Source organism: Afipia sp. GAS231 (genome assembly GCF_900103365.1).
Classification (GTDB): domain Bacteria; phylum Pseudomonadota; class Alphaproteobacteria; order Rhizobiales; family Xanthobacteraceae; genus Bradyrhizobium.
Genome location: NZ_LT629703.1, coordinates 3,795,178 through 3,810,733 on the forward strand (window position 1 = coordinate 3,795,178; position 15,556 = coordinate 3,810,733).

Below are 15,556 nucleotides of genomic sequence, written 5' to 3' on the forward strand. Positions count from 1 at the left end.
GCGAAGTCTAGCGATTTGCGCTGCCGTGCGTTCAAGTGGCTGCAGGATTTGTCGTCACCGAAGGGATCACGAACATGAATTTCCAGCCACGCGGAATCAGCGATCAGGGCATTCAGGGCCCCGCTTCCTATCAGAGCGAACTCGAAGCGGCCGAAGCTCTGCTCAAGAACCAGCCGACCTGGAACGGCGTCAAGGCCGAGGCCGTGGCCCGGATGCGCCTGCAGAACCGCTTCAAGACCGGTCTCGATATCGCCCGCTACACCGCGGCGCTGATGCGCGCCGACATGGCGGCCTATGACGCCGATCCCACCAAGTACACCCAGTCGCTCGGCTGCTGGCACGGCTTCGTCGCGCAGCAGAAGCTGATTTCGATCAAGAAGCATTTCGGTGGCAAGACCGATCGCCGTTACCTGTACCTCTCCGGCTGGATGATCGCGGCGCTGCGTTCCGAATTCGGACCGCTGCCGGATCAGTCGATGCACGAGAAGACCTCGGTGCCGGCTCTGATCGAAGAGTTGTACACCTTCCTGCGCCAGGCCGACTCGCGCGAGCTCAACGATATCTTCCGCGGCCTCGACGCGGCCCGCAAGGCCGGCGACAAGGCCAAGGAAGCTGACCTGATCGCGAAGATCGACAACTTCCAGACCCACGTCGTGCCCGTCATCGCCGACATCGACGCCGGCTTCGGCAATGCCGAAGCGACCTATCTGCTGGCCAAGAAGATGATCGAGGCGGGCGCCTGCGCGCTGCAGATCGAAAACCAGGTCTCCGACGAAAAGCAGTGCGGCCATCAGGACGGCAAGGTCACGGTGCCGCACGAGGTCTTCCTCGCGAAGATCCGCGCCTGCCGCCACGCCTTCCTTGAACTCGGCGTCGAAGACGGCGTCATCGTGACCCGCACCGACTCGCTCGGCGCAGGTTTGACGCAGCAGATCGCCGTCAGCCACAAGCCCGGCGACCTCGGCGATCAGTACAACAGCTTCCTCGATTGCGAAGAAGTGACGGCCGACAATGCCCGCAATGGCGACGTCATCATCAACCGCAACGGCAAGATGATGCGTCCGAAGCGGCTGCCCAGCAACCTCTACCAGTTCCGCGCCGGCACCGGCGAAGACCGTTGCGTGCTCGACAGCATCACCTCGCTGCAGAACGGCGCCGATCTCTTGTGGATCGAGACCGAGAAGCCGCATATCGAGCAGATCGCCAAGATGGTCGACCGCATTCGCGAGGTCGTTCCGAACGCCAAGCTCGCCTACAACAACTCGCCGTCGTTCAACTGGACGCTCAACTTCCGTTGGCAGGTCTACGACGCGATGAAGGAAGCCGGCAAGGACGTCAGCAAGTACAACCGCGCCGACCTGATGAAGGTGGAATACGACGGTACGCCGCTGGCGATCGAAGCCGACGAACGCATCCGCACCTTCCAGGCGGATTCGGCCAAGCGCGCCGGCATCTTCCATCACCTGATCACGTTGCCGACCTATCACACGATGGCGCTGTCGACCGATAACCTTGCGAAGGCGTATTTCGGCGACCAGGGCATGCTGGGCTATGTGAAGAGCATTCAGCGCGAGGAGATCCGTCAGGGTATCGCCTGCGCCAAGCATCAGAACATGGCCGGCTCCGACATCGGCGACGATCACAAGGAATACTTCGCCGGCGAGGCTGCCCTGAAGGCGGGCGGCGCGCACAACACGATGAACCAGTTCGGCTAATTCGCCACGCTAACGTTCTGGAACGGCGCATCGGCCATTGGCTGATGCGCCGTTTCTCTTTTTTGCGACGAGAGCGTTTTCGAGCGAAGTGGGTACCGGTTCGCGTAAAGAAAACGCGTCAAATCAAGAGTCTACGTGATCCACCTCACATAAATTCCCGCGGGGCACGACTAGTTTTTCCCCAATCGCAAGGGGAGACACTCACATGCGCAAATTCATTCTGATCGCAGGGTTCGTTCTGGCTTCCGCCACCGCGCAGGCTGAACCGCGGAGTTTGTCACTGTCCGGCAGCGATGTGCTGGCGGCGCCGGCACCGGCCAAGATCGCCGACGCACCGAAGACCGCGGAAGCCCCGCAGGTTGTGGAAGTGCCCAAGACTGAGACACCAAAGACTGAAGCGCCCAAGGCCGAAACACCGAAATACATCGAGCGCCCGGCGGCGGTCGAACCCAAAGCCGAGACGCCGAAGGTTGAACAGGCAACCGTCGAGTCGACCAAGCCCGCGAAGACGGCAAGGGCTGAAAAGCCGCGGCACAAGCGTTACTGGACCGAAGGCCGCATCATCAGCGAACTTCATCGCCACGGGATTTATTGGTAGGGCGCGGTCACTGATCGAATTACCAGACGTCGTCATGGCCGGGCTTGACCCGGCCATCCACGTCTTCCTTTTCCGTACCCAAGAACGTGGATGCCCGGGACAAGCCCGGGCATGACGGTGCTTGTGACGATGTGCCGAATGCAACGCCAGCCAGAACCAGCGCCGCTCGCCCTTACTGCGAAACCGTCTGCACCACGCTCGACAGCGGACGTGCGCTCACGGCCGGCACCTTCAAATCCTTGACCAGCAACGCATCGTACTCCGGCAGGGTTTCCAGCGGCGCCTTGGCCTTCATCTCGACCACCTTGTAGCCGCCGGCCTTGAGGCGGCGCAGGATCGTCGGCAGGGCCTGCGCGGTGTGCTTCTGCAAATCGTGCATCAGGATGATGCCCTTGCCCTGCTTGTCGAGCTTGGTCATCACGGTCTGGATCACCTGATCGGACGACGTGGACTTGAAGTCGAGCGAGTCGATATCGACGGAGAACATCGAGATGTTCCGGCCGGCGAGATATTCCAGCGTCGGCTGGGTATGGGCCAGCCCGGGGAAGCGGAAGAACGGCGACGGATTGGCATTGATCGCCATCTTCACGGCGCTGAAGCCCTTCTCGATCTCGTCCTTGCCCGCCTGCTCGGTCATCTTCTTGCTGTGGAGATCGGCGTGCGACCAGGTGTGCGCGCCGATGGTGTGGCCGGCCGCGGCAACCTGCTTGAGGATGTCAGGGTGATAGGTGGTGTGCAGGCCGATCGGGAAGAACACCGCCTTGGTGCATTCGTCTGCCAATGCCTTCAGCACCGTCGGCGTGGTCGGCCACGGACCGTCGTCGAAGGTCAGCACCACTTCCTTATCGGCGAGGAAATCGAACTGCTTATACTGCAGGAAGCCGAAGCCCGGTCCGCCCGTGGTGTCGATCACGACCGTGCGGCTGACGCCGAGCGCATCGGGATTGGCGCAGGCGGCTTTGGCGGGCTGCGGAACCGGTGCGGGCGCTGGCGCCGGCTTCGACAGCGAGGCGGTGACCTCGACATCGTCCCTGGCGGCTTTGGCCGTGGCGGGCAGCGGCTCGGCCTTGCGGGCGGCAATGGTCTGAGGCGGAGCCGCGTCGGCGCGCGGCGAGGAGGTCCAGAACCAAACTCCGGCGATCGCAACCGCCGCAACAATACTGGCCATCATCAGGCCGAACGCATTACGCATCGCTACTCTTTCCACATACAGGGGCACACACGCGACGCGCCATTAATGCGAACAAGGTCTTAACGCCTCCCCAACACGCTTCCGTTCGGCCAATAAAAATAGGCCCTTGGCCAGCGTGATGTCGGTCACAGTCTGATAGCCCCGATCCATAGCATGGTCGGGTCATCAAACAACGGGCCCGCATCGTGCGGTGCCAACGGGAGCCGAACATGACCGCCACTTTCACCAGCAGCTTTCGCAAGGCCGGTTTAGCGCTGATTTTCGCCGCCTCGATTTCAGCTGTCACGTCGACTTCGGGCTTTGCTTTCAGTGCCGAAGCGCAGTCGATGTGCACCGGAGACGCGTTCCGCCTGTGCAGTTCGGAGATCCCCAATATTCCGGCGATCACCTCCTGCATGATCAAGCAGCGCGCCAGCCTCTCCAGCGGTTGCCGCACGGTTCTGGACCGCGATCTCGCCGCTCAAAAGTCCGGCAAGCTCGCCGCGCAGTAAGCGATCGATCCCGATTTTCGAACAGCGCTTGCGGCGATGAGACGCAGGCGCTTTTTCGGTTCCCAAACCTTCACCCTCCCGAGCTTTCACCTTCCAAAGCCTTCACCAGTCCTCCGGCTGAGGCGCGCTTTCGCGACGCGAAGCGGTTTCCACTTCGCTCGAAAACGCTATAGAACGCCTCCATCGCGTCCATTCGGTGTGAAGGCATGTTAAATGACCAAAATCCTGTTCGTCATTCCGTTGGTTCTGATCGCTTCCGCGGCTCACGCGCAGCAGCAGGGTCATGACGCCTGCGCCCGCGACGTCTCGCGGTTTTGCCGGGCACAGATGCAGGACGGTGACCAGATCGTGCTGGCGTGCCTGAAGCAGAACCGCGCGCGCATCAGCAAGGCGTGCCAGGCGATGCTGGCGAGCCACGGGCAGTAGTCGCTCCGCCTCTCCCGCTTGCGGGGGAGGCCGACGCGCGTAGCGCGGCGGGTGGGGGCTCTCTCCACGCAGGCAGTCCCGACGCTGAGGCACCCCCACCCCAGCCCTCCCCCGCAAGCGGGAGAGGGAGCGCACGGCGCCCCGGAATGACAGTGGTGCCCGCCCCATTCTACTTTGCATGGGGTTGTTTTCGCGATTTTGTGTCGGGACCCCCACAGTAGCGCCCGCAGATGCGCAATGGCGCATCGGGGGATGACCTACGTACTGCTGCCCGCCGCCGTCGCGACCACCGGCAACAGCTCGTTGGCCGCGCGGTCGGGCGTGTCTTCCTTCCAGCGCACCGAGCCGAACGGCCGCTCCAGCATGCGGCGCACACGTATCGGTTCCGGCCCGACGTGAAAATCGATCGCGCGCTGATGCAGCGCGCGTTCGGACTGGGTGGCGCGGTTGCGCTGGCGCAGATAATCCAGCCAGGTCGGGCAGTGATAGCGCTCGGTCCATAGTTCGGGATCGGCGATGTCGCGCGCGATCGACCAGCCATAGGCGCCGTTGCGCTGGCGGCTGAGCTGCACTTCCTGCATCACGTTGTGGAACAGCCGCGCGTTCTCCTGCGAGACGCGATACTCGATCTCGACCACTAATGGCCCGCTGCGTCCGGTCAGCGACAACCGCACCTCGGGATCGGCGAGCACTTCGGTGGCGGCTTCGTTGCGGGCGCCGATCGGCGGCATCCGCAGCCAGATGCCGAGCAGCGGCGACAGCAGCATCAGGCCGGCGGAAACCAACAGCGCGGTTTCCACGCCGGCGGCGTCGGTCAGGTGTCCCCAGCCCCAGCTTCCCATCGCGATGCCGCCGGCGATCGAGGCCTGGAACGCCGCCAGCGATCGGCCGGCGACCCAGCGCGGCGCCGAGAGCTGCACGCCGATATTGAACAGGGCTACCGCCAGCATCCAGACGCCGCCGGCCAGCACCAGAGCCGCCGCGGTCAGCACCGGCTCGTTGCTAAGGGCTACGGACGCGATCGCGCCCGCCATCGATATCGCGCAGGCGCGGATCGCGGCCTCGCCGCTCATGCGCCGGCGTACCGCGGCGATATTCAGCGCGCCGATCACCGCGCCCATTCCGAACGCCCCCAGCATGATGCCGTAGGTCTGCGCGCCGCCATGCAGCAGATCGCGCGCGACCAGCGGCATCAGCGCCGAAACCGAGCCGCCGATCAGGCCGGTGACCAGCGTTCGGATCAGCACGATGCGGATCGACGGCGAGTTGGCGATGTAGCGCACCCCCGAGACGATGGCGCGATTGAGCCGCTCGCGCGGCAGCCGCGACGGCTCGCTGGCGCGATTCCACAGAAACAGCACGATCATCAGCGGCAGATACAGCGCAGCGTTCACCGCAAACGCCGCCACCGCGCCCGCGGTCGCGACCACGATGCCGCCGATCGCGGGGCCAAAGCTGCGCGCGATGTTGTAGCTGATGCCGTTGAGGGCTACCGCCGACGGCAGCGTTTCCGCCGGCACCTGTTCGCTGACGGAGGCCTGCCAGGCCGGTCCGAACAGCGCCATGCCGCTGCCGACCACGAAGCACAGCGCCAGCAGGATATTCGGGGTGACGAGGTTGAACCACGCCAGCACCGTCAGCGCGGTCGCGCCTGTCAGCGCGATCATGAGCGAGACCAGCGCCACGATGCGGCGGTCGTGCATGTCGGCGATGGCGCCGGCCGGCATCGAGATCAGCATGATCGGCAGCATCAGCGCGGTTTGCACCAGGGCTACCTTGTCGGCGGAGGACGTCATTTGCGTCATCGCCCAGGCGGCGCCGACGCCCTGGATCAGGATGCCGAGGTTGGAAACCAGGCTGGCGAGCCAGATGCGCCGGAACACCGAATGGCGCAGCGGGGCCGTAATGCTGTCGGGGGCAAAAGACGGGCGCTTCGGCTGGTCGGTCATGTCCCGTTCCATTGGCCGGCTGTCACCGGCTTGATTCCATTGGAATTTAAAGTGATGCCTGCGAAAACCCTGCCCTGTCCAGTGGTTCCGCCGCTATCGATGGTGCTACAGCACAGCTAAAGTATTGAAAAGTAACGGGAGGTTCCAAAATGAGCGTGTCGCGGCGGTTGATTCTCAGGAGCGCCGGGGCGTTGCCCTTGCTGGCCGGTCCATTCGGCTTTTCAGCCTTTGCCCAGACCGCTCCGGCAGCACCTGCGCCGGCGGAAATGCCGCCGGTGCTGTTCGTGCACGGCAACGGCGACCATGCGGCGCTCTGGATCACCACGATGTGGCGGATGGAATCGAACGGCGTGCCGCGCGACCGGATGTTCGCGATCAATTTCACCGATCCGCTGGCGCGCACCGACGACAAAGTGGAGCAGGCCGATCGCTCCTCGACCGAGGACCAGCGCCGCGAACTCGGCGAAGCGATCAAGGAACTGAAGCGCCGCACCGGTGCGGCGCGGATCGCGCTGGTCGGCAATTCGCGCGGCGGCAATCCGATCCGTTCCTATATCAAGAACGGCGGCGGCGCCGATGTCAGTCATGCGGTGCTGTGCGGCGTTCCCAACCATGGCGTCTATGTCTCGGATCAAGGCCTCGGTGCCGAGTTCAACGGTGGCGGCCCGTTCCTGCGCGACCTGAACGAGGGCGATACCGAAGTGACACCGGGCACCGCGTTCCTGACGCTGCGCAGCGACGGCATGGACAAATATGCGCAAGCCGACGGCCGCTTTGTCGGCAAGCCGGGCACGCCGACCGGCGTGACGGCGGACGGCCCGGCGCTGAAGGGCGCGACCAATCTCGTGCTCGGCGCGATCGATCATCGCGAGACCGCGTATCATCCGCGCGCGTTTCGCGAGATCTACAAATTCATCGCCGGCCGCGAACCGTCGCGGATCGAGATTGTGCCGGAAGCGGCCGTCACACTGAGCGGACTTGTGACCGGCACGCCCGGCGGTATTCAAACCAATCGTCCGGTGTCCGGTGCATCGGTGGAAGTCTATCGCGTGTCCGCCGATACCGGCGAGCGCATCGGCGGCCCCGTTCATTCGTCGCAAACCGGCGCGGATGGCCGTTGGGGGCCGGCCAAGGTCGAGCCGAGCTGGTACCTGGAAATCGTGCTGACATCGGCCGGCTCGACGACGACGCATTTCTACCGCTCGCCGTTTCCGCGCTCTTCCGACATCGTGCACCTGCGCGCGGCGCGCCCGCTTGGAGCGGCCGATGCCGGCGCTGGCGCCGTGGTGTTGATGTCGCGGCCGCGCGGCTATTTCGGCCTGCCGCGCGACATCGTGTTGATCGACGGCAAGGAGCCAACGGATGTGAAGCCGGACGTGCCGACCGATTCCGTCACGACGTTGCGGCTTCCGGCGGCGGAGGCCGGCCGCCCCGTGGTGGCGGTGTTCAATCAGGAGCGGATCGTGGCCCGGGCCTGGCCGGCGTCCGAAAACCGGATCACGGTCGCGGAACTGACCTACTAGATTAGAACGTTTTCCGGACGCGCGGGGCCTTTGCCGCGCCCGGATCGGATACATAGATAAGCCGTGGCGCTGTAGCCGCGCCGGGAAATGGCGGACCGGAATATGAGCATAGCCGAATCCTACGATATGCCCGCCGGGCGCGAGCTGCTGATCCCGCCGAGCCCGCCGCGGGCGCCAGAAACCATGACGGCGCTGGGGCGCATGATGGCGATGCGCGAAAGCATTCTCAGCACCTGGGGCCAGCGCGCGTACGAAGAGGACATCCTTCAAGGCCGCTTTTTCGGGCGCAGCAGCTTCATCCTGAATGCGCCGGATCCGATCCGGCATGTGCTGGTCGACAATTACGAGAACTACACCCGCACGCCGGCCGGCTTCCGGGTGTTGCGTCCCATCCTCGGCGAGGGGTTGCTCATTGCCGAGGGGCGGGCCTGGAAATATCAGCGCCGGACGCTGGCGCCCGCCTTCACGCCGCGCGCGGTGGCGACACTCATTCCGCACATGCTGGCGGCGACCGACGAGACCATCGTCAAGCTCAAGGCGGCGAGCCACGCACCGGTGGATTTGCGCGAGGCGATGCAGCGCATGACGCTCGAGATCGCCGGCCGCACCATGTTCTCGTTCGGCATGGACCGTCACGGCGCGGCGCTGCGCGATTTCGTGATGGAGTATGGCGATCGGCTGGCGCGGCCGCATTTCCTGGATTTGCTGCTGCCGCTGAACTGGCCGAGCCCGCAGGATTTCGCGCGCGCCCGCTTCCGCAAGCGCTGGACCGCCTTCGTCGGCATGCTGATGGCCGAACGCCGCGCCGCCGGCAAGAACGAGGGTGCTCCGCCGAACGATCTGTTCGACCTGATGGGCGCGGCACGCGATCCCGAGACCGGCGAGGCCTTCACCGACGAGCAGCTCGGCGATCAGGTCGCGACCATGATTCTCGCCGGCCACGAGACCACGGCCACGACGCTGTTCTGGTCGCTGTATTTGCTGGCGCTCGATCCGGCCACCCAGGAACAGGTTGCGGCCGAGGTGAAGGGCGCGACCGTCAACGGCGCGCTCGATCTCGATCGGTTGAAATTCACCCGTGCGGTGGTCGACGAGACCATGCGGCTTTATCCGCCGGCCTTCCTGATCGCGCGGGCGGCGGCGGGGCCGGATACGATCGCCGGCAGGCCGGTCCGGAAAAACGACGTCATTCTGATCGCGCCCTGGCTGTTGCACCGGCACGAAAAGCTCTGGCGCGACCCTAATGCATTTATCCCGTCCCGCTTCATGACCGGCACATCGCCCGATCGCTTCGCCTATCTGCCGTTCGGTGTCGGTGCGCGCGTCTGCATCGGGGCGCATTTCGCTTTGGTGGAAGCCACGCTGGCGCTGGCCAAGATGATCGGGGCGTTTCGAGTCAGTCTGCTCGACAAGGAACCGGTGGTACCGCTCGGCGTGGTGACGACCCAGCCTGACCGCTCGCCGATGTTTGTCATTGCGCCGCGGTAGCCAAGGCGTCGTTGAAAGGTTTCGTAGAAGCGCGTCAAAACAAGTTTCGGGCATTGCTGGCATGCTCCGGCGATCCCATTTAGGTTGCCTGACATGAGCGATATCCAGGCCCAGTTCTCTGTGCTGAAGCAGACCGCCGATCCGGCGGTGGCCGATGCCATCGCGCGCCTGATCGAGGACGGCGAAGACCATGAGCTCAACCGCGTCAATGTGCTGGATTTCGCGCGGCGAACAGGGCTCGACGAGGAGCTGATAATCTCGGGCTTCCTCCATGCCTCGCGGCTTGGTCTGTTCGAATTGACCTGGAATGTACTGTGCCCCGGCTGTGGCGGGGTGCTCGATGCGCATTCGACGCTGAAGTCGCTACGGCATGACGATTACAACTGCGCGCTGTGCGCGGCGGGCTACGAAGCCTCGGTCGATGAGCAGGTCGAGGTTGCCTTCACCGTCAGCCCGCGGGTCCGGCGGATCGCCGCGCATGATCCCAATACGTTGCCGATCTGGGAATACTTCAAACAGATATTCTGGAGTTCCGGCATCGATCTCAACAAGGAGTCGTTTGCGGAGCTGACCGACGAGGTGACGCTGGACGCGCTGGAGCTGCCGGCCGGCGAAAAAGCCGTGCTGTCGCTGCAGTTGCCGGCGCAGTTCATCATCGTGTTCGAACCGGTGACCCATGCCGCGCAATTCATCGACGTTCAGGGTGAGCCGACCAAGGAGCGGCAGCAACTATCGCTGATGTACAACAACGTCCATGCCCCGACCGGAACCACCACCATGCGTCCCGGTCCGTTACGGCTGTCGCTCGACAACCAGACCGGTGTGCGGGTGCTGCCGTCGGTGTTCATCGCCGCCGACGGGCTCCATCACCTGCTAGGCAAGCGCAAGCCGTTCCTGACCGCCAAGCGGATGCTGACCAACCAGACCTTCCGAGACGTTTACAAGGCCGACAATCTCAATATCGATCAGCGGCTGAAGATCACGTCGCTGACATTCCTGTTCACCGATCTGAAGGGATCGACGGCGCTGTACGAGCGGGTCGGCGACCTCGCCGCCTTCGATCTGGTGCGCGCGCATTTCCACGCGTTGCTGGAAATCATCTCGTCCGAAAAAGGCGCGGTGGTCAAAACCATCGGTGACGCGGTGATGGCGACCTTCATCCGGCCCGAACACGCGCTGGCCGCCGCACTGCGCATGCGGTCCGCCATGGCCGTGCTCAACACCCAGCGCGGCACCGAGGATCTGGTGGTGAAGATCGGAATTCACGAAGGGCCGTGTCTTGCCGTGATGCTCAACGAGCGTCAGGATTATTTCGGCCAGACCGTCAATATCGCAGCGAGGGTGCAGAGCCTGTCGACGTCACAGGAAATTCACATCACCGGCCCGGTGATCGACTCGCCCGCGGTTGCCACGATCCTGGAGCGGGAGGCGATCAAACCGATCCAGAAACAAGCGGCGTTGCGCGGCATCGCCGACAAGATGGTGGTGTACGAAATACGGTGAGGTGGGCGGTCATTCCGGGATGGTGCGTTAGCACCAGACCTCAGATGCGCAATTGCGCATCGGGGAATCTCGAGATTCCGGGTTCGATGCTTCGCATCGCCCCGGAATGACGATGTAACGAGATTGCCTAAACGTAATGCTCGCCGCGGAACCCGCGCCAATTGCGCCGGGTTGATTTCCACGCCATATAATCCGTATCAAAACCTCATTCGATAGAGATCCCGATGCTCGACGGACTTCGCCAATTCATTGCCGACATTGTCTCCCCCAGTGCGGATGAAGAGCGGGCGTTCGACGATACCGGCTATCGGCTGGCGGCGACGGCGCTGCTGGTCCACGTCGTCTCGCTCGATGGCGAACCGACCGAGGTCGAGAAGCGCAAATTGCACGGTTTGATCGAGAGTAGCTTCAAGCTTGACCCCGGCACCGCCGACCGGCTGATCGCCTCCGCGATCAAGGTCGAGGGCGAGGCTGTCGATCTCTATCATTTCACCAGCGTCATCATGCGCTCGGTCAACGAGGAGGGCCGGCTGCGCATCATCGAGATGATGTGGGAGCTGGTCTATGCCGACGGTCAGGTCAGCGAGTTCGAGGACAATGTGGTCTGGCGTGCCGCGGATCTGCTCGGCGTTTCCTCGCGCGACCGGATCGATCTCAAGCACCGTGTGGCGGAGCGGCAATCGGTCCCGCCCAAGGACGCTTCGACGTCTGCGGACGCCGCGATGTGAGACACCGCGGAGCGTGTCGTCTATCGAACATAACGAAACTTTAATGTGTGTGGCCGGCGCGCAATAAACCCGGAAATACGGTGTTTTCCCAGCAGGCGTTGTGCGTTTGCATACCGACATGCCTGCCGGTGGCTTGCGTCACACCACATGCCTATGCTCTCGTCCTGTCATTCGCGGCGTAACCTGAAATTGAACTAAGAGTTTTCAATCGTGACCGAGCGCGTGACGCTGATTACCGGTGCATCGGCGGGCATAGGCACCGAGCTGGCGCGTGTGTTTGCAGCCAAGGGTCATCGTTTGGCGCTGGTGGCGCGACGGGCGGATCGCCTGACCGCGTTGGCGGACGAAATCACGGCCGCGGGTGGCGTGGCGCCTGTCGTCATTCCCTGCGATCTTACACAGCCCGATTCCGGCGACAGGATTGCCGAGGCTTTGGCTGCCGCTGGCCTTGAGGTCGAGTACGTCGTCAACAATGCAGGCTTCGGCGTGTTCGGCAGGGCCGTTCAGCGCGACCGCGCCGACCAGCTGGACATCATCGCGGTCAACATCCGGGCGCTGACCGACCTGTCGCTGCGGTTTTCCGAACAATTGATCCGCAACCGCGGCGGCATCCTCAATGTCGGTTCGATCGCCGGCTTTCTGCCCGGCCCGGGAATGGCGGTTTACTACGCCTCCAAGGCTTATGTGCTGTCGTTCACGGAAGCATTGCGCGCCGAACTGGCGCCGCACGGCGTTCGCGTCACGGTGGTCTGTCCCGGTCCGGTGCCGTCGGAATTCCAGGCGCGCGCCGGCTTCACGCCGGGATTTGACTCGGCCGTCCTCAACGTCTCGCCGGCTGATGTCGCGCAGCAGGCCTATAGCGGTCTGATGGCTAACCAGCGGGCAGTGCTGCCCGGTATCGGCATCAAGATGGTGCCATTCCTGCTTCGGCTGTTCCCGCGCGGATTTATCCTGGGCGCCGTCGGTCGCCTCCAGCTCCGCCAGCGCTAGAATTCCTGTCGTTTTGGCCTGAAAGCGTGACGCCAGACACATCTGGCCCGCGATTTGCTTATTATTTCTGCAAGTCCAAGATTTCTGCAAGTTCAGGTGAACTCACCCGAAATTAAGACTCACTTAGGTATGGTTTCGGTTTGAGATGCCCCAGGCAACGTCGATGTCGTTCGGGTCGAGCAAAAATGGCGCCAATATCCTGCCCTTTCCGGGGCGAAGGGTGCTGCTTGCGCCCGAGCCGGCACCGTCGCTGCCGGTCCTGATCGTCCTGCACCAGGAAACCTCGACCCCGGGCCGGGTCGGCAATGCGCTCCGCGCGCTCGGCCATCCACTCGATATCAGGCGCCCGCGGTTCGGCGATGCCTTGCCGGAAACGCTGGATCGGCATGCCGGCGCGGTCATTTTCGGCGGCCCGATGAGCGCCAACGATTCCGACGAATATGTCCGCCGGGAAATCGACTGGATCGAAGTGCCCCTGCGCGAGCAGCGGCCGTTCCTGGGCATCTGCCTCGGTGCTCAGATGCTCGCCAAACAATTGAGGGCGCAGGTCGCGCCGCATCCCGAGGGCCGGGTTGAGTGTGGCTACTATCCGATCCGTCCGACCGAAGCGGGCCATGCGATCTGCCCGGACTGGCCGGAGCGCGTCTATCACTGGCACGGCGAGGGATTTCATTTGCCGGGGGGAGCCGAACTGCTCGCCGAAGGCAATGATTTTCCGGTGCAGGCGTTTCAGCACGGCCATGCGTTCGGCTTGCAGTTCCACCCTGACGTGACCTACGCGATGATGCATCGCTGGACCACACGCGGCTGCGTAAGGATGGATTCACCCGGCGCACATCCGCGTCACCTGCACTTTGCCGATCGCGCGATGCACGATGTGGCCGAGCGCGCGTGGCTGAAACGCTTCATCGACGGCTGGCTCGCGCGCATGCCGCGCACGATCATGTCGGAAGCTGCGGAATAGCCGCCACGCGGAATTTGCGTCGCGGGTCCGAGCGTCTTTCAAAATTTCTGGATGTGCTAATGTCGCCTGCATAAGCAGACGCACGTCAACGCGTGGCGCCGCCAAAGAGAAAAAACGACAGGGAGATCGCCGTGGATTATCAGCATATTCTCTACGAGGTCAGCGACAAGGTCGCGACCATCACGCTCAATCGTCCGGATCGCATGAATGCGTGGACGGCGATCATGGAGCGCGACGTGCGCCATGCGATGGAAACGGCCGCTGCCGACGACAATGTCCGCGTCATCGTCCTGACCGGTGCCGGGCGCGCGTTCTGCGCCGGCGCCGACATGGAGGGATTGAAGGCGATCGATCCCAGCGAGATCCGGCGCGGCGAGAATACGCCGTTCGACATGAACCGCCGCGCCGACTGGCAGACGCGCTACGCTTATTACCCCGCGATCCCCAAACCTGTGATCGGCATGCTGAACGGCGCCACCGCCGGCATCGGCCTCGTCCACGCCCTGTATTGCGACCTGCGGTTCGCGGCCGACAATACCGTGTTCACGACGGCGTTCTCGCGCCGCGGCCTGATCGCCGAACACGGCATCAGCTGGATGCTGCCGCTGCTGGTCGGCCACGCCAATGCGCTCGATCTCTTGATGTCGGCGCGCCGCGTCACCAGCGACGAAGCGCTGCGCATTGGCCTCGTCAACCGGATCTATCCGCCGGATCAATTGCGTGAGCAGACCTATGCCTATGCGCGAGACCTCGCCGACTTCGTCTCGCCCAGCGCGATTTCGGTGATCAAACGCCAGCTCTACGACGTGCCGTTCCAGACGCTCGCCGAGGCAACCATCGACGCCAACCGCGAAATGCAGATCGCGCTGAAGGGGAGCGATTTCAAAGAGGGTGTGGCGAGCTTCATGGAGAAGCGGCCGCCACGCTTTACGGGGAGGTGAGGGGGAGGGGGTCTAGCACTTGCCCAGGCCCGTCTTCGCCCTTTGGGCTTCGCCGGGCACCACGCTTCGCCCTTAGGGCTTCGCCCTTAGGGTATCTCGTGGCTGCGCCACGCGAAGCCCGAAGGGCGAAGCGTGGTGGAGCCAGGCGGGATCGAACCGCCGACCTCGTCATTGCGAACGACGCGCTCTCCCAGCTGAGCTATGGCCCCGTTGCGACCGCCTTCAGGTATCCCTTGGGATGACCCGGAAACGGTGACAATCGGCGCCATTTACAGTCTGGCCCAAGGTCAAGTCAAGAACGGTGAAAGTGTCCGATTTCGGTGCCATTTTGCCGGGAACTTCCCTTGTTTGCCGGGGGCCAAACCGATATCTAGCTGGGTGTCCCACCTGCGAGCCCCCATCACATGCGCGCCGTCCTCGACATCGTCATCATCGTCCTCGACCTCTATGTCTGGCTTTTGATCGCGTCTGCCATTCTTTCCTGGCTGATCGCCTTCAATGTCGTGAATACGCGTAACCAGTTCGTCGCCGCGGTGGCCGAATTCCTGTTCCGGATCACCGAGCCGGTGCTGGCGCCGATCAGGCGGGTGCTGCCCAGCATGGGTGGGCTCGACCTCTCGCCGATCGTCCTGATCCTGATCATCATGTTCATCCAGCGGGTGATCGCCTACTACATCTATCCCAACGTCATCTGATCCAAGGCGCTGAAGGACCGCGCCGATGGACCCTTGGCGCTATTCCACCGAGGGCATCAGCGTTGCATTGCGGGTAACCCCGCGCGGCGGCCGCGACGACATCGACGGCATTGAAACGCTCGCCAACGGGCGCAGCGTGGTCAAGGTCCGGGTTCGCGTCATCGCCGAGGGCGGCGAGGCCAACCGCGCGGTCATGGAATTGCTGGCCAAGGCGCTCGGTGTGCCGAAGTCCAGGGTCAGGATTCTGTCCGGCGCCACCTCGCGGATGAAGCAGGTTGCCGTCGACGGCGATCCGAAAATGCTCGGGGATACCTTGCGCAAGGTGACCGCAGCAAATCTGGAAAAGGACTGAG

15 protein-coding genes and 1 tRNA gene are annotated in these 15,556 nt (G+C 63.6%); 13 read left to right on the top strand and 3 right to left on the bottom strand.

The features are described 5' to 3' along the window. Positions 1–74: 74 nt before the first annotated feature. Positions 75–1,715, top strand: a complete 1,641-nt coding sequence (locus BLS26_RS17935; protein WP_092518192.1) for an isocitrate lyase — start codon at positions 75–77, stop codon at positions 1,713–1,715. Positions 1,716–1,920: 205 nt separating this feature from the next. Next, positions 1,921–2,313 (top strand): hypothetical protein, encoded by a 393-nt coding sequence (locus BLS26_RS17940; RefSeq protein ID WP_092513282.1) that lies wholly within the window; start codon positions 1,921–1,923, stop codon positions 2,311–2,313. Between the two features lie 172 nt (positions 2,314–2,485). On the opposite strand, the gene BLS26_RS17945 is transcribed toward BLS26_RS17940, so the two are convergent. Beyond that, the gene (locus BLS26_RS17945) at positions 2,486–3,505 is read right to left on the bottom strand and encodes a polysaccharide deacetylase family protein (RefSeq protein WP_092513284.1); all 1,020 of its coding nucleotides are present in this window, start codon (positions 3,503–3,505) and stop codon (positions 2,486–2,488) included. A 209-nt stretch (positions 3,506–3,714) separates the two neighbouring features. Between BLS26_RS17945 and BLS26_RS17950 the strand changes: the two genes are divergently transcribed. Together BLS26_RS17950 and BLS26_RS17955 are read left to right on the top strand one after the other, a co-directional pair. Next, the gene (locus BLS26_RS17950) at positions 3,715–3,996 is read left to right on the top strand and encodes a hypothetical protein (protein ID WP_092513286.1); all 282 of its coding nucleotides are present in this window, start codon (positions 3,715–3,717) and stop codon (positions 3,994–3,996) included. Positions 3,997–4,209: 213 nt separating this feature from the next. Continuing rightward, positions 4,210–4,422 carry a hypothetical protein gene (locus BLS26_RS17955; RefSeq protein ID WP_092513288.1) on the top strand — a complete coding sequence of 71 codons (213 nt, stop codon included), beginning with the start codon at positions 4,210–4,212 and terminating at the stop codon, positions 4,420–4,422. Between the two features lie 257 nt (positions 4,423–4,679). On the opposite strand, the gene BLS26_RS17960 is transcribed toward BLS26_RS17955, so the two are convergent. Next, the gene (locus BLS26_RS17960; protein ID WP_092518194.1) at positions 4,680–6,371 is read right to left on the bottom strand and encodes an MFS transporter; all 1,692 of its coding nucleotides are present in this window, start codon (positions 6,369–6,371) and stop codon (positions 4,680–4,682) included. 149 nt (positions 6,372–6,520) lie between these two features. Here BLS26_RS17960 and BLS26_RS17965 point away from each other — a divergent pair, with 149 nt between their 5' ends. From BLS26_RS17965 to BLS26_RS17995, 7 genes are all read left to right on the top strand, one after another. After that, complete coding sequence (locus tag BLS26_RS17965; protein WP_092513290.1) at positions 6,521–7,894, top strand: hydrolase; 1,374 nt, start codon at positions 6,521–6,523, stop codon at positions 7,892–7,894. A gap of 102 nt (positions 7,895–7,996) precedes the next feature. Next, positions 7,997–9,382: a cytochrome P450 gene (locus BLS26_RS17970; RefSeq protein ID WP_092513292.1), complete on the top strand. Its 1,386-nt coding sequence runs from the start codon at positions 7,997–7,999 to the stop codon at positions 9,380–9,382. Between the two features lie 93 nt (positions 9,383–9,475). Then, on the top strand, positions 9,476–10,885 hold the full coding sequence (locus BLS26_RS17975; protein ID WP_092513294.1) for an adenylate/guanylate cyclase domain-containing protein: 1,410 nt from the start codon (positions 9,476–9,478) through the stop codon (positions 10,883–10,885). Positions 10,886–11,109: 224 nt separating this feature from the next. Then, positions 11,110–11,613 carry a TerB family tellurite resistance protein gene (locus BLS26_RS17980; protein WP_092513296.1) on the top strand — a complete coding sequence of 168 codons (504 nt, stop codon included), beginning with the start codon at positions 11,110–11,112 and terminating at the stop codon, positions 11,611–11,613. Between the two features lie 210 nt (positions 11,614–11,823). Continuing rightward, on the top strand, positions 11,824–12,603 hold the full coding sequence (locus BLS26_RS17985) for an SDR family oxidoreductase (RefSeq protein ID WP_092513298.1): 780 nt from the start codon (positions 11,824–11,826) through the stop codon (positions 12,601–12,603). Between the two features lie 163 nt (positions 12,604–12,766). Continuing rightward, a complete protein-coding gene (locus BLS26_RS17990; RefSeq protein ID WP_092518196.1) occupies positions 12,767–13,567 on the top strand; it encodes a glutamine amidotransferase in 801 nt (266 codons plus the stop codon). Between the two features lie 131 nt (positions 13,568–13,698). Continuing rightward, positions 13,699–14,508, top strand: a complete 810-nt coding sequence (locus BLS26_RS17995) for an enoyl-CoA hydratase (protein ID WP_092513300.1) — start codon at positions 13,699–13,701, stop codon at positions 14,506–14,508. 133 nt (positions 14,509–14,641) lie between these two features. On the opposite strand, the gene BLS26_RS18000 is transcribed toward BLS26_RS17995, so the two are convergent. Continuing rightward, positions 14,642–14,717, bottom strand: a tRNA-Ala gene (locus tag BLS26_RS18000). Between the two features lie 195 nt (positions 14,718–14,912). Here BLS26_RS18000 and BLS26_RS18005 point away from each other — a divergent pair. Both BLS26_RS18005 and BLS26_RS18010 read left to right on the top strand, forming a co-directional pair. Further along, positions 14,913–15,203, top strand: coding sequence for a YggT family protein (locus BLS26_RS18005; protein WP_092513302.1), 291 nt, complete (start codon positions 14,913–14,915; stop codon positions 15,201–15,203). Between the two features lie 25 nt (positions 15,204–15,228). Then, positions 15,229–15,555 (top strand): DUF167 domain-containing protein, encoded by a 327-nt coding sequence (locus BLS26_RS18010; protein WP_092513304.1) that lies wholly within the window; start codon positions 15,229–15,231, stop codon positions 15,553–15,555. The last annotated feature ends 1 nt before the right edge of the window (position 15,556 follow it).